Annotated in this window: 23 protein-coding genes; 7 read left to right on the top strand and 16 right to left on the bottom strand. The window is 61.8% G+C overall.

Going from position 1 to position 20,057, the window contains the following annotated elements; all coding sequences use genetic code 11:
- Positions 1–22: 22 nt before the first annotated feature.
- The 5 genes from A8C75_RS15855 to A8C75_RS15835 all read left to right on the top strand — a co-directional run bounded on the left by A8C75_RS15855 (position 23) and on the right by A8C75_RS15835 (position 4,297).
- Positions 23–964: a sugar phosphate isomerase/epimerase family protein gene (locus A8C75_RS15855; RefSeq protein ID WP_067384567.1), complete on the top strand. Its 942-nt coding sequence runs from the start codon at positions 23–25 to the stop codon at positions 962–964.
- A 123-nt stretch (positions 965–1,087) separates the two neighbouring features.
- Positions 1,088–2,020 (top strand): sugar ABC transporter substrate-binding protein, encoded by a 933-nt coding sequence (locus A8C75_RS15850; RefSeq protein WP_067384565.1) that lies wholly within the window; start codon positions 1,088–1,090, stop codon positions 2,018–2,020.
- A gap of 334 nt (positions 2,021–2,354) precedes the next feature.
- Positions 2,355–2,537 carry a hypothetical protein gene (locus A8C75_RS15845; RefSeq protein WP_067384564.1) on the top strand — a complete coding sequence of 61 codons (183 nt, stop codon included), beginning with the start codon at positions 2,355–2,357 and terminating at the stop codon, positions 2,535–2,537.
- A gap of 74 nt (positions 2,538–2,611) precedes the next feature.
- Positions 2,612–3,661, top strand: coding sequence for an alkene reductase (locus A8C75_RS15840; RefSeq protein WP_067384562.1), 1,050 nt, complete (start codon positions 2,612–2,614; stop codon positions 3,659–3,661).
- An 81-nt stretch (positions 3,662–3,742) separates the two neighbouring features.
- The gene (locus A8C75_RS15835) at positions 3,743–4,297 is read left to right on the top strand and encodes an NnrU family protein (protein WP_067384556.1); all 555 of its coding nucleotides are present in this window, start codon (positions 3,743–3,745) and stop codon (positions 4,295–4,297) included.
- Between the two features lie 47 nt (positions 4,298–4,344).
- On the opposite strand, the gene A8C75_RS15830 is transcribed toward A8C75_RS15835, so the two are convergent.
- From A8C75_RS15830 to A8C75_RS15820, 3 genes are all read right to left on the bottom strand, one after another.
- Positions 4,345–5,124: an SDR family oxidoreductase gene (locus A8C75_RS15830; protein WP_067384552.1), complete on the bottom strand. Its 780-nt coding sequence runs from the start codon at positions 5,122–5,124 to the stop codon at positions 4,345–4,347.
- A 116-nt stretch (positions 5,125–5,240) separates the two neighbouring features.
- The gene (locus A8C75_RS15825; protein ID WP_067384549.1) at positions 5,241–6,452 is read right to left on the bottom strand and encodes a CaiB/BaiF CoA transferase family protein; all 1,212 of its coding nucleotides are present in this window, start codon (positions 6,450–6,452) and stop codon (positions 5,241–5,243) included.
- 31 nt (positions 6,453–6,483) lie between these two features.
- The gene (locus A8C75_RS15820) at positions 6,484–7,671 is read right to left on the bottom strand and encodes an acyl-CoA dehydrogenase (RefSeq protein ID WP_067387385.1); all 1,188 of its coding nucleotides are present in this window, start codon (positions 7,669–7,671) and stop codon (positions 6,484–6,486) included.
- A gap of 150 nt (positions 7,672–7,821) precedes the next feature.
- Here A8C75_RS15820 and A8C75_RS15815 point away from each other — a divergent pair, with 150 nt between their 5' ends.
- Together A8C75_RS15815 and A8C75_RS15810 are read left to right on the top strand one after the other, a co-directional pair.
- Positions 7,822–8,589 carry a FadR/GntR family transcriptional regulator gene (locus A8C75_RS15815; RefSeq protein ID WP_067384546.1) on the top strand — a complete coding sequence of 256 codons (768 nt, stop codon included), beginning with the start codon at positions 7,822–7,824 and terminating at the stop codon, positions 8,587–8,589.
- Positions 8,590–8,710: 121 nt separating this feature from the next.
- On the top strand, positions 8,711–9,337 hold the full coding sequence (locus tag A8C75_RS15810; RefSeq protein WP_067384544.1) for a hypothetical protein: 627 nt from the start codon (positions 8,711–8,713) through the stop codon (positions 9,335–9,337).
- 8 nt (positions 9,338–9,345) lie between these two features.
- Here A8C75_RS15810 and phnP read toward each other — a convergent pair whose 3' ends face one another.
- From phnP to phnC, 13 genes are all read right to left on the bottom strand, one after another.
- Positions 9,346–10,110, bottom strand: a complete 765-nt coding sequence (gene phnP, locus A8C75_RS15805) for a phosphonate metabolism protein PhnP (protein ID WP_067384542.1) — start codon at positions 10,108–10,110, stop codon at positions 9,346–9,348.
- 30 nt (positions 10,111–10,140) lie between these two features.
- On the bottom strand, positions 10,141–10,737 hold the full coding sequence (gene phnN, locus A8C75_RS15800; protein ID WP_227819945.1) for a ribose 1,5-bisphosphokinase: 597 nt from the start codon (positions 10,735–10,737) through the stop codon (positions 10,141–10,143).
- Entirely contained in the window at positions 10,727–11,866 is a 1,140-nt protein-coding gene (gene phnM, locus A8C75_RS15795) for an alpha-D-ribose 1-methylphosphonate 5-triphosphate diphosphatase (RefSeq protein ID WP_067384538.1), read from the bottom strand. Before phnM ends, phnN begins: the two co-directional genes overlap by 11 nt.
- Before the next feature lie 48 nt (positions 11,867–11,914).
- The gene (gene phnL, locus A8C75_RS15790; protein WP_067384536.1) at positions 11,915–12,607 is read right to left on the bottom strand and encodes a phosphonate C-P lyase system protein PhnL; all 693 of its coding nucleotides are present in this window, start codon (positions 12,605–12,607) and stop codon (positions 11,915–11,917) included.
- Between the two features lie 75 nt (positions 12,608–12,682).
- The gene (gene phnK / locus A8C75_RS15785; RefSeq protein ID WP_067384533.1) at positions 12,683–13,492 is read right to left on the bottom strand and encodes a phosphonate C-P lyase system protein PhnK; all 810 of its coding nucleotides are present in this window, start codon (positions 13,490–13,492) and stop codon (positions 12,683–12,685) included.
- Positions 13,489–14,364 (bottom strand): alpha-D-ribose 1-methylphosphonate 5-phosphate C-P-lyase PhnJ, encoded by an 876-nt coding sequence (locus A8C75_RS15780; protein ID WP_067384531.1) that lies wholly within the window; start codon positions 14,362–14,364, stop codon positions 13,489–13,491. The genes phnK and A8C75_RS15780 overlap by 4 nt, the downstream gene beginning before the upstream one ends.
- Entirely contained in the window at positions 14,361–15,464 is a 1,104-nt protein-coding gene (locus A8C75_RS15775; RefSeq protein WP_067384529.1) for a carbon-phosphorus lyase complex subunit, read from the bottom strand. The genes A8C75_RS15780 and A8C75_RS15775 overlap by 4 nt, the downstream gene beginning before the upstream one ends.
- The gene (phnH, locus tag A8C75_RS15770) at positions 15,464–16,087 is read right to left on the bottom strand and encodes a phosphonate C-P lyase system protein PhnH (RefSeq protein WP_067384514.1); all 624 of its coding nucleotides are present in this window, start codon (positions 16,085–16,087) and stop codon (positions 15,464–15,466) included. Before phnH ends, A8C75_RS15775 begins: the two co-directional genes overlap by 1 nt.
- Positions 16,087–16,530: a phosphonate C-P lyase system protein PhnG gene (phnG, locus tag A8C75_RS15765; protein WP_067384498.1), complete on the bottom strand. Its 444-nt coding sequence runs from the start codon at positions 16,528–16,530 to the stop codon at positions 16,087–16,089. The genes phnH and phnG overlap by 1 nt, the downstream gene beginning before the upstream one ends.
- A 2-nt stretch (positions 16,531–16,532) precedes the next feature.
- Entirely contained in the window at positions 16,533–17,225 is a 693-nt protein-coding gene (gene phnF / locus A8C75_RS15760) for a phosphonate metabolism transcriptional regulator PhnF (RefSeq protein WP_067384492.1), read from the bottom strand.
- 40 nt (positions 17,226–17,265) lie between these two features.
- Positions 17,266–18,057 (bottom strand): phosphonate ABC transporter, permease protein PhnE, encoded by a 792-nt coding sequence (gene phnE, locus A8C75_RS15755; protein WP_067384489.1) that lies wholly within the window; start codon positions 18,055–18,057, stop codon positions 17,266–17,268.
- Between the two features lie 78 nt (positions 18,058–18,135).
- Entirely contained in the window at positions 18,136–19,146 is a 1,011-nt protein-coding gene (gene phnD / locus A8C75_RS15750; protein ID WP_120785203.1) for a phosphonate ABC transporter substrate-binding protein, read from the bottom strand.
- Positions 19,147–19,175: 29 nt separating this feature from the next.
- Positions 19,176–19,994: a phosphonate ABC transporter ATP-binding protein gene (phnC, locus tag A8C75_RS15745; RefSeq protein WP_067384486.1), complete on the bottom strand. Its 819-nt coding sequence runs from the start codon at positions 19,992–19,994 to the stop codon at positions 19,176–19,178.
- Positions 19,995–20,057: the final 63 nt, after the last annotated feature.

Raw genomic sequence — 20,057 nt, 5'->3', positions numbered from 1 at the left:
GTCTCTAGTTGAGTGAAGCCGCATGAAACTTTCGATCTGTACCGATGTAATGGGAGACCTGTCTTTCACAGACATGCTCGACAAATGTGTAGCGCTGGGCGTTGAAGGCCTGGAGATGACCGGCGGCGGCTGGTCCGCAGGGCCGCATTTTCGTGCCGATGAACTGCTGGCCGACCGGGGCCTGCTGAAGAAAAAACTGAATGAAATCGAAGCCCGCGGCCTCGAGATCGCCGCGCTGAACTGTTCGGCCAATCCCCTCGATCCAGGCGCAATGGGCGAACGTCACCTCAGGGAAATGGAGCAGACCGTCCGCCTGGCCGGCGCAATCGGCGTCAAGAAAATCGTGACCATGTCCGGACTTCCGGCCGCAGCGCCGGGTGACAGCGTGCCAAACTGGCTCGTCTACACCAAGAGCTGGCCCAACGAGATGCCGGAACGTGACCGCTATCAGTGGGAAGACTGCGCCTTTCCGCTCTGGCAGCGCCTGGTGAAGCTCGCCAACGAGGCCGGTGTCGAGAAATACGCGCTGGAGAACTTCTCGGCCATGCTGGTATGGAACCCCGAGACCCTGTTCCGCCTGCGCGATGAAGTCGGCCCCAAGGTCGGCATGAACCTGGATCCGTCGCACCTGTTCTGGAAAGGGGCCTGCCCCATCGCCGGGGCCCGGGCGCTGGGCGAGGCGATCCACCATGTGCATGGCAAGGACACCCGCATCGAGCGCGGCCTGGCCGAGATCAATGGTCTGCTGGAGCTCAAGGGGGTCGATGATGTCGCCAACCGCGCCTGGAATTACGTCGCCGTCGGCGCCGGTCACGACCTGCAATGGTGGAAAGAGTTCTTCTCCGTCGTACGCATGCAGGGCTACAACGACTGGGTCAGTCTGGAGATGGAAGATTTCACCATGTCGACCGAGGCAGGCATCCAGTCATCGATCGATGCGCTCAAGCAAAGCATCAGCCGGTAATAGTGGATCAGGCGCAGGGGTTGAAACCCTGCGCGCTGTCCAGTTTGAAATCGGGGATAAACCCCGTACAAGGTTAATCACGAGTGTCACTGACGCTCATCCACTCGTTCGAGGATAACAACAATGAAAAAAATACTGTTAACCGCAATCGCCGCCACACTGCTGTCGGGCTCGGTGTTTGCTGCCGACATCAAGATCGGTGTGTCCCTGTTCAGCTTTGACGATAACTTTCTTTCGGTGCTGCGCAACAGCATTGAAGCCTCGGCCAATGAGGCCGGCGTGGATGTGCAGATGGAAGATGCCAAGAACGAAGTCGGAATGCAGCTGAATCAGGTGCAGAATTTTATCGCCTCGGGCGTGGATGCCATCATCGTTGATGCTGTGGATTCCGATGCTACCCAGGCCATTACCGATGATGCCGCCGCGGCGGGCATTCCACTGGTGTATGTGGGTCGACGTCCGATCAACGTCGACATGCTGCCTGATGGCCAGGCGTTCGTTGCCTCCAACGAAGACGAATCCGGCACCCTGCAGACCCAGGAAGTCTGCCGGCTGATGAATGGCAAGGGCAAGGTTGTGGTCATGATGGGCACCCTGGGCGACAACGCCGCGTTGCAGCGTACCAAGGACATCCATGATGTGATCGCCACCCCCGAGTGCAGTGGCCTGGTCATCGTTGAAGAGCAGACCGCAGATTTCATGCGCACCGAAGGCAACGACCTTATGACCAACTGGCTGACCGCGGGTCTGGAGTTTGACGCCGTTATCGCCAACAACGATGAAATGGCCATAGGCGCCATTCAGGCACTTAAGGCATCCGGCCGCAGCATGGACAGTGTGATCGTGTCCGGGATTGATGCTACCGCCGATGCTCTGGCGGCCATGCAGGCCGGTGATCTGGATGTCACCGTATTTCAGAACGCAGAGGCCCAGGGCCGCGGTGCGCTTGAAACCAGCCTCAAGCTGATCAAGGGTGAGCCGGTCGACAAGAAAGTCTGGGTGCCATTTGAGCTGGTAACACCGCAAAACATGGACCAGTACATCAAGCGCAACTGATCGGGTACAGCTTCACACTGCGGATTCTCCTGTGTCACTTTTACGGTCCTTCCCTTAGCGGGGCAGGGCCGTTTTTTTGTCTTGCTGGTTCCTTGCTCCCCGATTGTTCCCTGGTTCAGCGCTGAGCTTTGAGTGCAAGGTGCCGCCGCCGTGACGTTTCAGCTGCCGGCAGTTTTATGCCGTCTGGGGATTGACCACATACCAATCGGTATGGTTAAATTCACTTCAAGCATACCGACCGGTTTGTTTCGGCTTGGCCGACACAGACTCACAGATCCGGTGACGGGTTCCAAGTACCCAGCGTCACCTAATACGCACAGCGGAGGCAAGATCCATGAAACTCATCCCCGGCATTCAGAAACTGTTCCGTACTCTGCGCCAGGGCTGCGCTGCAGCGGTATCCATTGACCGTCATACGCTGCGTGATATAGGCGCCGACCCCATGCGCATTCATTATCCGGTCAGTCGCGCTGATAGCGACGCCAAGGCTCAGGAGCTCTGGCGCCAGGCCTGCTGAGCCAGATTAACCCGACCCGCCCTTAACCTGCGCCGGAAACTGCCGGCCTGTTCATTCCATGGAGATACTCTGTTATGCCGTCATTATTTGATCCGGTAAAAATTGGTGCGATCGAGCTGAACAGCCGTATTGTCATGGCGCCACTGACCCGGTGCCGGGCAGAGGACGGTCGGGTCCCCGGTGATCTGATGCTGGAGTATTACAGCCAGCGCGCCAGCGCAGGACTTATTATTTCTGAAGCCACCGCCGTGACGCCCATGGGTGTGGGATATCCCGATACGCCCGGGATCTGGAACCAGGCTCAGGTTGCTGGCTGGCGGCGCATTACCGATGCGGTGCACGCCAAGGGTGGCAAGATAGTGTTGCAGCTGTGGCACGTAGGGCGCGTGTCTGACCCCATGTATCTTGATGGCGCCTTGCCGGTAGCCCCAAGCGCCATAGCGCCGGCCGGACATGTCAGTCTGGTGCGGCCCGAGCGGCCCTTTACAACGCCACGGGCACTGGAAACCGAAGAAATATCGGACATAGTAGAAGCCTTCCGCCAGGGTGCGGAAAACGCCCAGGCCGCCGGTTTTGACGGTGTGGAAATTCATGCTGCCAACGGCTATCTGATAGATCAGTTCCTGCAGGACAGCAGCAACAAGCGCAGCGATGCTTATGGCGGCTCGGTGGAAAACCGCGCCCGGCTGTTGCTGGAAATTACCGATGCAGTGCTCAGCGTCTGGGACGCGGGCCGGGTGGGCGTACATCTGTCGCCCCGTGGCGATGCCCATGATATGGGCGATTCGGATCCTGCGGCGATATTTGGCCATGTTGCCAGCGCACTGTCGGCGCGGAATATCGCCTTTATCTGTGCCCGCGAAGCCGAGGGTGAAGACAGCCTGGTGCCGACAATAAAGGCGCTGTTCAGCGGCGCCTTTATTGCCAACGAGCGCTTTACCGGCGAGAGCGCCAATGCCTGGATCGAGGATGGCCGGGTGGATGCGGTGGCCTTTGGCGTGCCCTTTATTGCCAACCCGGACCTGCCGCAGCGCCTGCGTCAGCAGGCTGAGCTGAACACGCCGGACAGCAGCACCTTTTATGCATCAGGTGCCGAGGGCTATACCACCTATCCGGCTATCTGAGGTATCACCGGCAAGAGCCGCGCTGCGGCTGCCAGCACCTATACTCACCGACAGGCGTAATCAGGCAGGTTGGGAGGGTACATGAACGCAATGGTGCTGGGGTTGGCGTTGTTTTTCGGCGTGCATGCACTGCCGCTGTTGGCCGGTGTGCGGCAGCGGCTGATCGAGGTGCTCGGGCGATGGTTCTATCTGGGACTGTTTTCGCTCGGTTCGCTGACCGGGTTAAGCCTGGTGGTGCAGGGGTATCAGCAGATCGGGGCCCAAAGGCTCTGGCCGGCCGTGGAATTTGGCCGCCCCCTGGCCATTGCGCTGATGCCCTTGGCACTGATCCTGATCATCGCGGCTTATCTGCCGACCTTTATCAAACGCAAAGTGCGCCACCCGATGCTACTCGGTGTGGCGCTCTGGGCTGCAGTACATCTGCTGGCCAATGGCGACCTGGCATCGACCCTGTTGTTCGCTCCCTTCCTGGCCTACGCGCTACTCGACATGCTGCTGAGCAAAGTGCGCAAGACACTGATACCGGTCCGCAGTCCGCAGTTGGTCTACGACATTCTGGCGGTGATCTTCGGTCTGATGGCGTATAGCGCGCTATTGCTCAGTCACGGCCGCCTGTTCGGTGCGGCGCTGCTTTGACGCTCAGCGGGTGACCCCGGCGACTTAGCCAGCTGTCACCCATCCTGTTACAGGGTGCCCGGGAAGGCGCCACCGTCGAGCAGAATATTCTGGCCGACGATAAAGCCCGCCTGGGTGCTGCACAGAAACGCACAGGCGGCGCCGAATTCGTCCGGATCGCCAAAGCGCTTGCTGGGGTTAGTATCCTTGCGCGCCTGGCGTACCTGTTCCAGCGACTGGCCGCTGGCCTTGACGGCACCGGCCAGGGTGGCATTGAGGCGGTCGGTTTCAAACGGGCCTGGCAGCAGGTTGTTGATGGTGACATTGTGCTCGGCCACCTGGCGCGAGAGGCCGGCAACAAAACCGGTGAGGCCGGTACGGGCGCCGTTCGAGAGTCCCAGCGCGGGGATGGGCGCCTTGACCGCGCCCGAGGTGATATTGACGATACGGCCAAAACCCCGCTCGATCATGCCATCGAGAACCGCCTTGATCAGCTGAATCGGGCTGACCATGTTGTTTTGCAGCGCCTGGTGCCAGTCGCCATCATCCCAAGAGCGAAAATCACCCGGCGGCGGGCCGCCGGCGTTGTTCACCAGAATATCCGGTGCCGGGCAGGCGGCGAGCACCGCATCACGTCCTTCGGTGGTGGTAATGTCGCCGGCGATGGCCGTGACCTGCACGCCGTAACGGCTGCGAATGTTGGCGGCGGTCTGTTCCAGTACATCGCTGGTGCGGGCATTGATCACCAGATTAACGCCTTCGGCGGCAAGGGCTTCGGCGCAGGCGCGGCCAAGGCCTTTGGATGCGGCGCAGACAATGGCGGTGCGACCGGCAATATGCAGATCCATGGATGTGTCTCCCCTGAAAGTGTGTTCGCCATCATAAGCCGGTGCGGCCGTTGTGGCGAGCCGGTGAATTGTTATTTGTGATTGGTGATTGGTGATGCGTGGGGAAGCCTGGACATTCACGCGATCAGGCCTTGTTGGCGCAGTCGGTGACAGTCCTCGGCCGATAAACCGAGCTGCAGCAGCACCTGGTCGGTGTGCTGGCCGAGGGTGGGTGGGGCGCTATTGGCGTTCAGCGCCTGGCCATTAAAGCGGATAGGGTTGCCCACCATGGGTGCGGTGCCGCCAGACGGGTGGGGCAGGTCGAACTGCAGGCCACGGTGTTGCACCTGAGGGTCGTCGAACACCTGTTGCAGGTTGTTGATCGGGCCGCAGGGCACGCCGGCGGTTTCCAGTGCGCTCAGCCAGTCGGCGGTAGTGCGTGTTGCCAAGCAGGCCTGCAGCAGCGGCACAAGGCTGTCACGGTGCTCAACCCGGGCCTGGTTGCTGGCAAAGCGCGGGTCTGCGGCTACCTCCTGGCAACCTGCGGTAGCGCAGAAGCGGCCAAATTGCACATCATTGCCCACCGCCAGAATCAGGTGGCCATCCAGGGTGGCAAAGGCCTGGTAGGGCACTATATTCGGATGGGCATTGCCCAGGCGTGTCGGCGGCTGACCGGAACAGAGGTAATTCATCGACTGGTTGGCCAGTACCGCGACCTGCACATCCAGCAGGGCCAGGTCGATATGGGTGCCTGTGCCACTTTGCTGGCGCGCAAAGAGCGCCGCCATGATGGCATTGGCGGCGTACATGCCGGTAAAAATATCGGCGAAGGCGACACCCACCTTGACTGGCCCGCCACCGGGCTGGCTGTCCGGCTGGCCGGTGAGGCTCATAAGCCCGCCCATGCCCTGAATCATGAAATCGTAACCGGCCCTGTGGGCGTAGGGTCCGTCCTGGCCAAAGCCCGTGATTGAGCAGTAGATCAGATCCGGCCTGTCGGCCTTGAGGCTGTCGTAGTCCAGGCCATAGCGCTTCAGGCCACCAACCTTGAAGTTCTCCAGCAAGACGTCGCAGTCCTGCAGCAGCTGTTTGATCAGCTGCTGCCCTTCGGGCCTGGCGATATCGATGGCGACCGATGACTTGCCGCGATTGGCGCTGAGGTAATAGGCCGCTTCAGTGCTGCCTTCGAGCCAGGGCGGCCCCCAGGCGCGGGTATCATCGCCGCGCCCGGGCCGCTCGATCTTGATCACCTCGGCCCCCAGGTCTGCCAGCTGCTGGCTGCACCAGGGGCCGGCCAGCACGCGGGACAGATCCAGTACGCGGATACCTTTGAGGGGCTTCGGGCTCATGCATGTGGCTCCTTGTTCGCAGGGTGGAGGTTTAGCAGAACGCCTGAATACCGGTCTGGGCACGGCCCAGGATCAGGGCATGCACATCGTGGGTGCCCTCGTAGGTGTTCACCGACTCCAGGTTGACCATGTGGCGAATAACGCCAAACTCGTCGGAGACGCCATTGCCGCCGTGCATGTCCCGCGCGACGCGGGCGATATCCAGTGCCTTGCCACAGTTGTTGCGCTTGATCAGCGATACCATTTCAGGCGCACCCTGGCCTGCATCCAGCAGACGGCCGACCTGTAGTGCGGCCTGCAGCCCCAGGGTGATTTCGGTCTGCATGTTGGCGAGTTTCAGCTGAATCAGCTGGTTGGCCGCCAGGGGCCGGCCGAACTGAGTGCGATCCAGGCAGTACTGGCGCGCGGCATGCCAGCAGAATTCCGCCGCGCCCATGACGCCCCAGGCGATACCGTAGCGCGCCTTGTTGAGGCAGCCGAAGGGGCCGCTGAGACCGCTGGCGTCGGGCAGCAGGTTTTCGTCCGGTACAAAGGCATCATCCAGCACTATCTCGCCGGTGACTGAGGCCCGCAGGCTGACCTTGCCCTGGATCTTGGGCGTGCTGAAGCCCTCGGTTTCACGCTCGACGATAAAGCCACGGATCTTGTTGTCGTGGGCGTCGGACTTGGCCCAGACCACGGCCAGGTCGGCAATGGGGCTGTTGGTGATCCACATTTTCTGGCCACTGAGGCGGTAACCGCCCTCGACCTTCTTGGCCCGGGTAATCATCGAACCCGGGTCCGAGCCATGGTTGGGTTCGGTCAGGCCGAAACAGCCGACCCATTCACCGCTGGCGAGTTTGGGCAGATACCTCTGCTTTTGTGCCTCTGAGCCATAGGTTTCGATGGGGTACATCACCAGGGAGGACTGCACGCTCATGGCCGAGCGGTAGCCGGAATCGACGCGTTCGACTTCTCGGGCGATAAGACCGTAGCCCACCTGGCTCAGGCCGCTGCCGCCGTACTGTGGATCGACGCAGGCGCCGAGCAGCCCCAGAGAGCCCATTTCCCGCATGATCTCGCGCTCAAAGTGCTCGTGGCGAAAGGCTTGCAGCACCCGCGGCTGCAGCTGCTCCTGACAGTAGTCATGGGCCATATCGCGGATCTGGCGTTCTTCTTCATTAAGCTGCTGATCGATCAGCAGAGGGTCCTGCCAGTTGAAGCTGCTGTGCTGTGCCATGGTATCGCTCTCCCGGGTCAAATATCTGCGTTGCTTGGGTAGCATAAAACTATAAAAGTCTATTTATTGCAATAAATAGGTTAATTAAACTTTTATGCTCAAGCCGGGTCGACCGTGGCAGAATAGACGGCCACCCACAAAGACACCTTTATGAACAACGATAGTGCAACTTTCACCCCGAGCCGACGCATCAAGCGTGCCGATCAGATCGTCGATTCGATCAAGCGCTGGGTCGTGGTCAATGGCAAGCAGCCCGGCGAGCGGCTGCCCAACGAGCGCGAGCTGATGGCTCAGTTCGATTGTGCCAAGGGTACGGTGCGCGAAGCGCTGAAGTCACTGGAAGTGCAGGGGCTGATCAGTATCCGCACCGGGCCCAACGGTGGCGCTGTGCTGGTGTCGGTGCCCTACGATCTGGCCAGCCAGCTGCTGCGCAATTTCCTGCATTTCGAGCAGCCCAGCGGGCCGGACATCTATGCACTGCGCACCTTGGTGGAGCCGGAAATTGCCGCTCAGGCGACGTCTTTGCTGAGCGAGGATGATCTCGATCGGCTGGATGCACTGGTAGAGCGCTGTGCACAGCCTGCGGCGGACTTTGATGAGCGCATCGAGCAGCGTATCGCCGAACTTGAGTTTCATGTGGTACTGGCCGAGCGCTGCACCAACCCGCTGCTGGCCTTTATCGGCCGCTTTCTGAATGATCTGATCCGGGATCTGGTGATCTTCAAGAAGGCGCGCCTGCCGGAGCAGCGCGAGTTTTCCTGCGCCAATCTGGACTACCACCGCCAGCTGATGGGGGCCTTTCGTGCCCGGGATGCAGAACAGGCGAGGGCGCTGATGCTGCAGCACATGCGCTCGGCGGAGCACTTCAATATTGAACTGCAGGGGCAGCTGGAGCAGCGAATGCTGATGATGGAGTAGCCGGCGAAGGCGTTCGCCGCGGTGGTGCTGACGCCTCTGCAAAAGTGCCACGGGGGGCCCTCGCGCCTCACTGTCGCGGGCGCAAGCGACTAAGCTGTGTCGAACAGACAGGGAGAACACTGTGGCGCAGAAAATTCCCAACCCCGTGAGTTACGATGCGAAAAAGGACGCCTTTTGCTGTGGACAGCGTCGTTTCGGGCTGGGCTATCAGAAGCGTTTTTCCACCGCAGAGGATGCGCTGCTGTTCGTGCGCGAAAATGCGGCTTCCTGTCCTGTGTTGCAGCCGCATCTGCTGCAACTGAACGATTTCCATTACGGCCACTGGGCGCGACAGCTGGAGGCGGTGCAGCGTCATCCGCGGCGGCTAACACCCAGCCCGCTGGTCTGGCTGCTGCATGCCCTGGCGGTATTCCTGTGTGTGCCGCTGGCGCGCAGCATCACCGCGAATCAGCTGTGGCATCCACCTGGCTGGCTGCTGACACCGTTGCAGTCGCTGTCGAATCAGCTGTCTGAGTTACTGTCACTGAGCTGGCGCTGGCAAGTCGAGATTCGCGTGCCGCTGTTCTGGCTGCTGCTGGTGCCGCTCATGCTGCTGGCGCTTCTGCTGTCCCGCGCCCTGGTTGAGCGTATCCGTGGGGCGGATCTGCGCCTTGAACTGCGTGCTCTACTGCTCTGGCTGCTGCCGCTGCTATACGGGGTTATTTATCTGCTGGTGTATGTAATCGCGGCCCTGCTGCTGCGCAGCTAAGACGGTGTTTACAGTGAAATGCGCAGGCCGTCCCTTGCAATGGACACCGTTGCCGGCAGGTCGCCACGGTCGGATTCAAGCCAGTCATCGAATTCATGGCCAATATGGGTCAGCAGGGTGCGGCCTGGGGTGAGCAGATGATGGGTGTGTAGCGCTCGGGTCAGATCGTTGTGGTTGCGTGGGGGTGTTTGTCGCGGTGGCTCACTGCAGTCGAGTACCAGCCAGTCGAGCCTTGGCTGTTGCTGTAAAAAATCCTGGGTGACGCGCGGCAGGCCGAGGGTATCGGTGAGCCAGGCGAGCCGGGTACGGGGGGTTTCAATCAGCAGTCCCTGGGTTGGGCGTGAATGGAGCAGTGGCAGCGGGGTCAGGTTAAAGCCTGGGAACTGCTGGCGCTCAAAGGCCGGGCAGGGGGGCTGGAACTCGAATACGCCGGGGTGCCGGTACAGGTCGTCTGCTCCCTTGGGATCATCGGGGCGGTAGACCGGAATTTTACTGCGGCACTGGCCCCAGCGCAGGTGAAACAGCCCCTGTACATGGTCCATGTGGAAGTGGGTCAGCAGTACCCGGCGGATATCATCGAAAGCGAAACGCTCGGCGAGGTCAGTGCAGCCGGCGTCAATCAGGGTCGTACCCTCCTCAGTATGCAGCGCGGCGCTGCAGGGCCTGCGTTTGCGGGCCGGATCCAGGCGTGCCCGCTGGCAAGCACCGCAGTCACAGCCCCAGCGCGGGACCTGGCCAGCATCACCGGTACCGAGAAACTCCAGTTCAGGCATAGAACCGCCGCCTCCAAGGTGTTAGTGCCATCATGAGTCGCCGCCCCCGTTTATCGTGTCAGGCGTTGTCAGCAGGCGGCAAAGCGCATGGGCGGCCTGATCGATGGGGCCGTCGTTATTAATAACGCTGACCCCATTATTTATACCCTTAGCGTACTCCCGGGCCCGCAGCAGGCGCGCGGCGATAGCGGCCTCGGATTCCCGACCGCGCGCCTCCAGTCGCCTGCGCAGCACCGCTTCGTTTACCTGCAGCAGCACCGGCAGCAGGGCGGCCCCAAAGCGCTGCTGCGCCTGCTGCAGCTGAGCGCGGGATCCATTCACCAGAACATTGCAGCCGGCTTCCAGCCAGGCCTGGGCTTCAACGCCGATGCCATAGCTCAGGCCGTGGGCCTGCCAGTGCAGGCTGAAGAGCCCGAGATGCTGGCGTCGGTCGAACTCCTGCTGGCTGAGCTCGATATGATTTTCGCCCCCGGCGTGCCAGGGACGGGTGATATAGCGATGGGCCAGCAGCAGCCCGGCCGCATCGGGGGCCTGGGTGCGCAGCGTTTGCAGCAGCGTGTCCTTGCCGCTGCCAGAGGCGCCCATCAGGTAGACCAGACGACCGCGAATCATGGGTTCAGAAGACACGGCGGCCATCCTTCCAGACATGCTCGACATGCACCTCGCGCTGGGCATCCTGGCGTGCCCAGACCAGATCGGCGCGGGCCCCCTGTTCGATGCGGCCGCGGTTCGTCAGTCCCGCCGCATCCGCCGGGCGCCGGGTCACCAGGGCGATGGCGCGGGCCAGATCGTAGTCATTGCTCTCAAGATCAGCCAGTTTAAAGGCGCCCTCCAGCAGGCTGGCGGGGTAGTAATCGCTGGACAGCACATTGAGCAGGCCTTCGCTGGCAAGCACATGGGCTGCGATATTGCCGGAGTGCGATCCGCCGCGCACCACGTTGGGCGCGCCCATCAGCACCGCCATGCCGCTTTTGTGTGCGGCCTGTGCCGCCTCCAGCGTGGTGGGGAATTCAGCGATCGCCATGCCCAGTGCAACAGACTCCTCGACATGAGCGCGGGTGGCATCGTCGTGGCTGGCCAGGGCGATGCCCTGTTGCCGACAGTAGTCGCAGATGTCCCGGCGATAGCTGTCGCTGTAGCGGGCGCTGGCGTCCTGCTGGCGCTGGATAAAGGCTTCGAGCTCTGCATCCGAGAGCTTGTACTTGCCTTGGTAGTACTCGCGGTATTTTGCCAGGTTGGCAAACTGACGCTGGCCCGGCGAGTGATCCATTACGGATACGAGTTGTACGGCAGTGCGTTGCATCAGAGAGTGGAAGTTGTCCAGCGTATCGGCGTGGCTGACTTCACAGCGCAGGTGCAGCAGGTGGTCGGCGCGCATCAGGCCGCGCCTGCGGGCCTCGCCCAGTGCGTCCACCATGCGCGACAGGTTGGCCAGGCGCTCGCTGCCTTCAATGACATCGCCAATGGAGACGGCATCGAACACGCTGGTAATGCCGGCACTGATCATCTGCGCATCATGGGTCTTGACCGCAGAGACGCCGGGCCAGGTCACCCCTGGGCGGGGCGTGAAGTATTTTTCCATATTGTCGGTATGCAATTCGACCAGCCCCGGCAACAGTAGGTCGCCCTCGCAGTCGATGGCGCCCGGCAGGGATGAAAGGCCCTGATCGACGGACTGGATAACACCCTTTTCGATGTGCAGGCTGCCCTCAACCACTTCGTTGGAGAGGACAATTCGTGCGTTGGTCAAAATCATCTCTGAATCCCTTGTCTGGGGTGGCTGCTGTCTGTGACAGGCGCTGTATCAGGCGGCCGGGCGGCGCAGATCGAACAGGCGATCGGCGACGGCGTGGCGTGCAGTCTGGTCGTGGAAGATGCCAACGATGGCGGCGCCGCGATCACGGGCGGCAGCGATCAGCTGCACCACGACCTCGGCGTTGCGGGCATCCAGTGAGGCGGTTGGCTCATCCAGCAGCAGTATCGGGTACTCGACAATAAAGCCGCGGGCGATATTGACCCGCTGCTGTTCGCCGCCGGAAAAGGTGCCCGGTGCCAGGCTCCAGAGCCGCTCCGGTACATTGAGTCTGCGCAGCAGCGCCGCTGCGCGGACTTCGCATTGCTCCCGCGGGATGCCCAGTTCGCGCAGCGGCTGCATCACCACGTCCAGTGTCGATACCCGCGGTATAACGCGCAGAAACTGGCTCACGTAGCCCAGGGTGCGGCGACGCACCTGCAGCAGTTCGCGGCTGCTGGCGCGGGTCAGGTCCAGCAGTTCGCCATCGTGGCGCACCTGCAGGCTGCCGCAACTGGGCAGGTAGTTGGCGTAGAGGGTGCGAAGCAGCGTGCTCTTGCCGGCGCCACTTTCCCCGTGCAGTACAACGCATTCGCCGGCCTGTACGTTGAGGTCTACTCCCTGCAGCACCTCCAGCCGTGTGCCTTGCTGGTTGTGCAGAGTGAAGGTCTTGGACAGCCCCTCCAGCTTGATCATGGTGTTCATTGTTGTTTCCTTGTGCGGCGCTTGTTCGACCATAGTGTTTTCACCTTTCACCTTTCACCTTTCCCCTTGCAGGGCTCAGGGTGTCAGAACGGATGACACCAGCAACTGGGTGTAGGGGTGCTGGGGATCATCCAGCACCTGGTCGGTGAGTCCGGTTTCCACGACCCGGCCGTGGCGCATCACCACCAGACGCTGGGCCAGCAGCCGGGCCACGGCCAGGTCATGGGTGACGATTACAACCGCCAGGTTCAGGTCCGTGACCAGGCCGCGCAGCAGATCGAGCAGCCGCGCCTGCACCGAGACATCGAGGCCACCGGTGGGCTCGTCCATGAACACCAGCCTGGGATGGGTCACCAGGTTGCGGGCAATCTGCAGTCGTTGCTGCATGCCGCCGGAATAGGTTGCGGGCTTGTCGTCGATCCGGGTGCAATCGAGTTCAACGTCGGCCATCCATTTGAGGCTGCGCTGGCGGATAGTGCCGTAATTGCGCTCGCCCACCGCCATCAGCCGTTCACCTATATTGGCACCGGCCGAGACGCCCATGCGCAGCCCGTCGCGGGCGTGCTGGTGGACAAAACCCCACTCGGTGCGCAGCAGGCGGCGGCGCCGCGCTTCGGGCAGGGCATAGAGATCAAGCCAGCGGTTCTCCTCATCACGATAGGACACGCTGCCTGCGGTTGGGGTCACCCGGCCTGACAGGCTGGAGAGCAGGGTCGACTTGCCGGAGCCGGATTCGCCGACAATGCCCAGTACTTCACCGGGGTAAAGATCAAAGCTGACGTCCTCGCAGCCCTTGCCGGGGGCATACAGCATGGACAGGGCATTTACGCGCAGCAGGGGCGTGTCGAGATCGGTATTGTTAAACGCGGTATTCAAGCTGTTCATGCGGCGTTTTCCTTGGCGGCCTGGTCGACGGCCTGGCTGCGGCTGCGGCAGTAGTCCGTGTCTGAGCAAATAAACATTCTTCCGCCTTTGTCATCGGTGATGACTTCATCGAGAAAGCTTTGATCGCTGCCGCAGATGGCGCAGCTCTGTTCCCAGCGCTGAATCTCGAAGGGGTGGTCCTCAAAATCCAGACTCTGGACATCGGTAAAGGGCGGCACCGCGTAGATGCGTTTTTCACGCCCGGCGCCGAACAGTTGCAGCGCGGGGGAGTGATGCATTTTCGGGTTGTCGAATTTGGGAATCGGTGACGGGTCCATGACATAGCGACCGTTCACCAGCACCGGATAGGCATAGGTGGTGGCGATATGGCCGTGCCGGGCTATGTCCTCGTAGAGCTTGACGTGCATGACGCCGTAGTCTTCCAGCGCGTGCATCTTGCGGGTTTCCACTTCGCTGGGTTCGATAAAGCGCAGCGGGTCCGGAATGGGCACCTGGTAGATCAGTATCTGGCCGGCTTCCAGGGGCTGTTCCGGGATGCGGTGGCGGGTCTGGATCAGGCTGGCATCCGCGGTGCGCTCGGTGGTGGCAACGCCTGTGAGGTCGCGAAAGAACGCGCGAATGCTCACGGCGTTGGTGGTGTCATCGGCGCCCTGGTCTATGACCTTGAGCACATCATCGGCACCGATGACGGCTGCTGTGACCTGCATGCCCCCGGTGCCCCAGCCATAGGGCATGGGCATTTCACGGCCACCGAAGGGCACCTGATAGCCGGGAATGGCGATGGCCTTTAGCAGCGCGCGGCGAATCATGCGCTTGGTCTGTTCATCGAGATAGGCGAAGTTGTAGCCATCGCGGACGGCGTGCGCGCTCATGCGGGTATCTCCTGGGGGGCGCCGGCGGTGCGCAGTTTTCGCAAAAGTTCCAGCTCGGACTGGAAATCGACGTAGTGGGGCAGTTTGAGGTGGGATACGAATCCGGCGGCCTCGACGTTGTCGCAATGGGCCAGCACAAACTCCTCCTGCTGCGCTGGCGAGCTGCGTTCCTCGTCGTAGTCATCGGCCTGCAGGGCACGATCAACCAGCGCCATGGACATGGCCTTGCGCTCGGCGTAGCCAAAGGTCAGGCCGTAGCCGCGGGTAAAGCGGGCGTCTTCGCCCGCGCTATGGGTGAAGCCGTTGACCAGCTCGCACTCGGTGACCTCGATATCGCCAATGCTGACGGCAAAGCCGAGTTCCTCTGGGGCGATCAGGACCTCAACCTCGCCGACGCGGATCTCACCGGCGAAAGGATGGTTGCGGCCATAGCCACGCTGGGTGGAATACCCCAGCGCCAGCAGGAAGCCTTCATCGCCGCGCACCAGGGATTGCAGCCGGGCGGAGCGATCGGAGGGAAAGCTGGGCGGGTCGCGGGTGATGTCGGCGGGGGCGGCACCATCATCCTGTTCGGTCACGATCAGGTCTTCGCGCTCCAGAATGTGCAGTACGCGGGACAGGGTCTCGGGGTCTGCGGCTTCGGCTTCATCTGCGCCGGCGGGCACTGAGCCCTGAGCCCCGGCATCGTCTGCAGCGGCCATAAGGCTGAAGTCCAGCAGGCGGTGGCTGTAGTCAAATGTGGGCCCCAGGCGCTGGCCGCCCGGCAAATCCTTGTAGATGGCGGAGATGCGCCGATTCACCTGCATTGCCGTGGTGTCCAGCGGCAGGCTGGTACAGAAGCGGCTCAGGGTGGTGCGGTAGGCGCGCAGCAGGAAGATGGCTTCGACCAGATCGCCCCCCGCCTGCTTGATGGCCAGTGCCGCCAGAGTCGGGTCGCAGATGGAGCCTTCGGTCATGACCCTGGCCACGGCAAAGGGCATCTGCTGCTCGATTTGCGCCACCGACAGCTCCGGCTGGGCGCGGTCGCCGCGGCGGCGCTCGGCCAGGCGCTGGTGGGCGTTTTCGATGGCTTTCTCGCCACCTTTGACTGCAACGTACATTAACGGACCTCCGTGGCTGCGGTGCTCAGGCAGCTGCTGACGCGGGTGGTGCGGGGAATGCAGATCAGCTGATGCTGATCGATCAGCATCAGGTCTATCCCCTGGGGGAAGCTATCCTGACGGTTCAGCAGCTCGTCCAGTACGGGGCCTGTCAGGCCGCTGACATGAATCTGGCGCTCGCCGTCGATGCCGGGGCCGCTCAGGGTCAGGCAGTGGCTGCTGCGGGGGCCCTCCAGGCTGACTTCCAGCAACAGGGTCACGCCGGTTTCGGGGTATTCGGGGCTGCCACGGCCAAAGCCCTCCAGCGTTTGCAGCTCGTCCTGGCGGGCGAGGGCAAAGTGCGCCTCTTCGCGCTGCCTGGTCAGACTGAGACCGCAGTGAAAGTGCAGGTTGCGCTTGATGCCGGGGCGATCAAATTCCGGCGAGAGCCAGAGCCGCGTATCGCTGTCGAGCAGCGTCTGGCAGAGCGCGAAACTGGCCGGCGCCAGCCCCTCGGGGGTTGCGGGGCTGCAGAGCTGCACCAGGGTGCCGGGTTCGCTCATGGCCCGCAGAATCTGGCGAAAGCATTGCTGGCTGTCGTGTACGCTATCGTCGAAGCCGCGTATCAGGGTATCGGTGGACATCAGTCTTCTCCGCGGACCAGGGTGAAAAAATCGACTTTGGTGCTGTCTGCCTCGGCGGCACGGGCGCTGCGGGCGGCACGCTGCTGCCGGGCCAGGGGCTCGATGACGTCACTGAGCAACTGCGTCTGCCGGGCCGACTCCTGCAGCAGGGCATCGAGCTCGGCGGCCAGGCGAGCCTGCTGCCTGTCACGCCCGGCCACAAAGGCATAGCCCAGATGGCCGGCAGGGGATCGGACGACACAGCGGGTCAGGGTCATGTCGCCGAGGTTGAACTGCGCGCCTGTGCCGCCACTGCGGGCGCGTACCTGGGTCAGGCCGGTTTCAGGTGCCCGGATCAGCTCAAACTCGGTGTCCGGTTCCGGTCGGTACAGGGCGCAGAGCTGGGCGCGGGGGGCGCGGGCAAGGATGGACATCCAGTGCTGACGCGGGGTTGGGTTTTGCATTATCAAGGCTCCAGACTGTATTCAAACATGTCGCTGCGGCTGAGGCTGAGGGAGTACTCCTTCAGTGCCCCGGTCGTGGCGTGAAAGTTTTGGGTATGTACTTCGAGCACAGGTACGCCGCGGCCAAGCTGCAGCTGGTTGCACTCCTCAAAGTTGGGCATGCGTGCCCGCAGCCGGGTATTGCCGCGTTTGAGCGGGCAGTTGAATTGCTGCAGCAGGAACTGGTGCAGAGAGCCGCTGTGGAACGCCTGCATTTTTTCCAGTTCGACATCAAACAGGTGATGGCGAATCAGGCAGGCGGATCGGCCATCGATCAGGCGGCAGGTGGTCAGTAGCACATAGGCTGTATTTGCGGGCAGCTTAAGCCGGTCGGCCAGGCCCGGGCGCAGCTTCTCGAGCCTGCAATTGAGCACCCGGGTTTCCAGGCTCAGACCAATGCTGGCCAGGTTGTGGCTGTAGCTGGCACGGTCATGCAATACATAGTCGATCTTGGGTTTGGCGATCTGGTTGCCAATGCCCTGAAAACGGCGCACCAGGCCGTCCTGCACCAGTTCATCGACCGCCCGGCGCAGGGTGTGCCGGTTCACATTGAAGCGTTCTGCCAGCTGCTTTTCCGGCGGCAGAAAGTCACCGATCTGATACTGGTGGCGGATCTCGTCGCGCAGCTCGGTGGCGATTTTCAGGTAAACAGCCATGTTGTCTATACAAGTCCGTGAGTGAGAAAAAAAGGCCGGGTCATATGAAGGCCTTGCGCAGTTGCTGCGATGACAGATCGATCAGGGTGACGCACAGAATGATCATGATCATCAGGGCGCAGGTCTGCTGAAACTGAAAGCCGCGAATGCTTTCCCACAGCACCACGCCGACACCCCCGGCACCGACCATTCCCACGACGGTGGCGGAACGCACGTTGGACTCGAAGCGGTAGAGCGAGAACGAGATCCACAACGGCAGCACCTGGGGGATCACGCCGTAGACGATTTCCTCCAGCGGGTTGGCACCGCTGGCACGCACACCTTCAACCGGGTGGGGGTCTATGGCTTCTACCGCCTCGGAAAACAGCTTGGCCAGCACACCGGTGGTGTGGATAAACAGCGCCAGCACACCGGCAAAGGGTCCCAGCCCCACGGCCACCACAAACAGCATGGCGAAGACCATTTCATTGATGGCGCGGGCTGCATCCATCAGGCGTCGGGTGGGCTGGTAGACCCAGGCGGGTACCAGGTTTTCCGAACTCATGAGTCCCAGGGGGATGGCGCAGACGATTGCCAGCACTGTGCCCCAGAGGGCGATATGCACGGTGGTGATCATTTCGCTCAGGTAAAGGCGCCAGTCACGAAAGTCCGGCGGGAAAAAATCGGCGGCAAATTCGGCCATGTTGGCGCTGTCCCGGAACAGTTGCAGCGGATTCATTTCCGCCTCTTCCCAGCCCCAGCCGAGCATGAGCAATAGCGCGGCCCAGGCGAGGCTGGCCTGCCAGTTAAAGCGCTGCCGGGGCAGCTGGTCGATGCGAGTAGCCGTAGTCATGCGGTATGTCGTCTTGAAGTGACGGGGCGGCGGAGTGCCGCCCCTGGGGTTAGCTGTTAGGTCGGTATCCGTTGAGCATTAGCGTGCAGCGGCGTCCAGCGCCGCCATGCGACGGTTCAGTGTCGCCAGCTGGGTGTCGATCTCGGCAAGTTTTGCCTGCCTTTGGGTGTCATTCAGGGTGGTGTCGCCAACCAGCGCGAGGCGCTCCTTGAACAGCACGAGCTGGCGAATAGGCAGCAGTTGATCATCGCTGGAGGGCTTGAACGGCGCCCAGCCAAGGGCCTTGAGCACAGTCAGGTGCTGCGCGTCGCCGTCGGTGCCGTAACCCATGATGAAATCATAGATTTTGCTCTTGTCGGCTTCGGGCAGGTTTTTGCGCCAGACGATGGGGTCGGACGGAATCAGCGGTGACGTCCAGATGACCTTGACCTTCTCGACCTTGTCCGGGTGGGTCTTGGCGATACGGTCGACGTTCTCGGTGTTGTTGGTGGCGATATCCAGCTGACCATTGGCCACCGACAGGAAGTTGGTTTCATGGCCGGCATTGGTGGTGCGCTTGAAAGCGACCTTGGGATCGACACCGTTGCGGGCGAACACGTAATAACCGGGTACCAGGAAGCCTGAGGTGGAGTTGGGATCGCCATTGCCGAAGTTCAGCTCGCCGGCATGCTTGAACATGTCATCAATGTTGTTGATCCGGTCGTTGCTGGCCTGGGTGATCAGCACGCTCCAGTAGCCGGGGTTGCCGGTAACATCAATTGTCTGGGCGAAGATCTCGCCACCGGCACGATCGACGGCTTCCATGGCGGATTTGTTGCCGAACCAGGCCACGTCGACCTTGTCGAAGCGCATGCCCTGAATGATACCGGCGTAGTCGGAGGCGAAGAAGGGTTTGACCTCGACGCCAAGCTCGCGCGACATGTCGGCCAGGAAGGGTTGCCACAGGGTTTTCAGGTTCTGCGATGATTCGGTGGAAATGATGCCAAAATTCAGCGCCCTGGCGGCGTCATCAGCCAGTGCCGTACCGGCAATGCCAAGGCTCAGGCCAAGGCCTGCGGCCAGGCCATTAAGCAGTTTTTTCAGTTTCATGGGAGGAGCCTCTGTGTGCTTGAATGCCATCAGGCGGGGGACAGTGTGAAAGTGGCTGGAGTACGAGCGGCGAGGTGCGGCTGTGTGTCCGGCAGGCCGCGATACAGCTGTGCCAGCTGATCGGCGCCCAGGTCCTGCATGGGGCCGTCGAACTGTAGCTGGCCGTGGCGCAGTGCCACTGCGCGGTCGCAGTAGCTGCGGGCGTAGTCGACCTGATGCAGCGTCACCACGACGGTGATGCCGTCGTCCTGGTTGATCCGGCGCAGGGTTTCCATGACCAGGCGGGAGGATTCCGGGTCCAGCGAGGCAATGGGTTCGTCGGCGAGGATGATTTCTGCACGCTGCATCAGGGTGCGGGCAATGGCGACCCTCTGCTGCTGGCCGCCGGACAGGGTGGAGGCCCGCTGTCTGGCAAAGTCCGCCATGCCGACGCGCGCCAGCGCATCAAGGGCATCCTGTTGTTCGGCCTGGGTAAAGCGGCCTGTCAGGCTGCGCCAGACAGGCATGCGGCTCAGCCCGCCGATCAGTACATTGTTGAGTACGCTCAGCCGACCTATGAGGTTGAACTGCTGAAAAACATGACCAATGCGGGCGCGGGATTGACGCACACCGGGCTGCAGTCGGCCGTTGCGCTGAACATCACGCCCCAGCACCTGTACATGACCCTGGCTCTGGCGATCGGCCAGGGTCAGGCCCGAGATGTGGCGCAACAGGGTGGACTTGCCCGATCCGGAGGGGCCTATAAGGGCGACCATCTCGCCCTGGCTGACCTGCAGATCGACATCGCACAGAGCCCGCTGACTGGGGGTGAACGACTTGCGAACGGAGTGAATATCGATAACGTGCATGAGGGCCTCTGTTGTTGTCCCGACGATGGAGGCAACTTTAAACAGGCTTCGTGACAGTGCAGT

It is taken from the genome of Marinobacterium aestuarii, from assembly GCF_001651805.1.
Taxonomy (GTDB): Bacteria; Pseudomonadota; Gammaproteobacteria; order Pseudomonadales; family Balneatricaceae; genus Marinobacterium_A; species Marinobacterium_A aestuarii.
Note: the sequence above shows the minus strand (reverse complement) of the source record. Positions and strands in the feature narration are given on the sequence as shown.

Coding starts and splice junctions, on each gene's coding strand:
- A8C75_RS15835 (WP_067384556.1), top strand. CDS start 3,743: ATGAACGCAATGGTGCTGGGGTTGGCGTTGTTTTTCGGCGTGCATGCA.
- phnD (WP_120785203.1), bottom strand. CDS start 19,146: ATGAAACTGAAAAAACTGCTTAATGGCCTGGCCGCAGGCCTTGGCCTG.
- A8C75_RS15855 (WP_067384567.1), top strand. CDS start 23: ATGAAACTTTCGATCTGTACCGATGTAATGGGAGACCTGTCTTTCACA.
- phnF (WP_067384492.1), bottom strand. CDS start 17,225: ATGGCTGTTTACCTGAAAATCGCCACCGAGCTGCGCGACGAGATCCGC.
- phnK (WP_067384533.1), bottom strand. CDS start 13,492: ATGAACAGCTTGAATACCGCGTTTAACAATACCGATCTCGACACGCCC.
- A8C75_RS15820 (WP_067387385.1), bottom strand. CDS start 7,671: ATGGCACAGCACAGCAGCTTCAACTGGCAGGACCCTCTGCTGATCGAT.
- phnC (WP_067384486.1), bottom strand. CDS start 19,994: ATGCACGTTATCGATATTCACTCCGTTCGCAAGTCGTTCACCCCCAGT.
- phnM (WP_067384538.1), bottom strand. CDS start 11,866: ATGATTTTGACCAACGCACGAATTGTCCTCTCCAACGAAGTGGTTGAG.
- phnE (WP_067384489.1), bottom strand. CDS start 18,057: ATGACTACGGCTACTCGCATCGACCAGCTGCCCCGGCAGCGCTTTAAC.
- A8C75_RS15845 (WP_067384564.1), top strand. CDS start 2,355: ATGAAACTCATCCCCGGCATTCAGAAACTGTTCCGTACTCTGCGCCAG.
- A8C75_RS15780 (WP_067384531.1), bottom strand. CDS start 14,364: ATGAGCGCGCACGCCGTCCGCGATGGCTACAACTTCGCCTATCTCGAT.
- A8C75_RS15825 (WP_067384549.1), bottom strand. CDS start 6,452: ATGAGCCCGAAGCCCCTCAAAGGTATCCGCGTACTGGATCTGTCCCGC.
- phnH (WP_067384514.1), bottom strand. CDS start 16,087: ATGTCCACCGATACCCTGATACGCGGCTTCGACGATAGCGTACACGAC.
- A8C75_RS15775 (WP_067384529.1), bottom strand. CDS start 15,464: ATGTACGTTGCAGTCAAAGGTGGCGAGAAAGCCATCGAAAACGCCCAC.
- phnL (WP_067384536.1), bottom strand. CDS start 12,607: ATGAACACCATGATCAAGCTGGAGGGGCTGTCCAAGACCTTCACTCTG.
- phnG (WP_067384498.1), bottom strand. CDS start 16,530: ATGCAAAACCCAACCCCGCGTCAGCACTGGATGTCCATCCTTGCCCGC.
- A8C75_RS15850 (WP_067384565.1), top strand. CDS start 1,088: ATGAAAAAAATACTGTTAACCGCAATCGCCGCCACACTGCTGTCGGGC.
- A8C75_RS15840 (WP_067384562.1), top strand. CDS start 2,612: ATGCCGTCATTATTTGATCCGGTAAAAATTGGTGCGATCGAGCTGAAC.
- A8C75_RS15830 (WP_067384552.1), bottom strand. CDS start 5,124: ATGGATCTGCATATTGCCGGTCGCACCGCCATTGTCTGCGCCGCATCC.
- A8C75_RS15815 (WP_067384546.1), top strand. CDS start 7,822: ATGAACAACGATAGTGCAACTTTCACCCCGAGCCGACGCATCAAGCGT.
- phnP (WP_067384542.1), bottom strand. CDS start 10,110: ATGCCTGAACTGGAGTTTCTCGGTACCGGTGATGCTGGCCAGGTCCCG.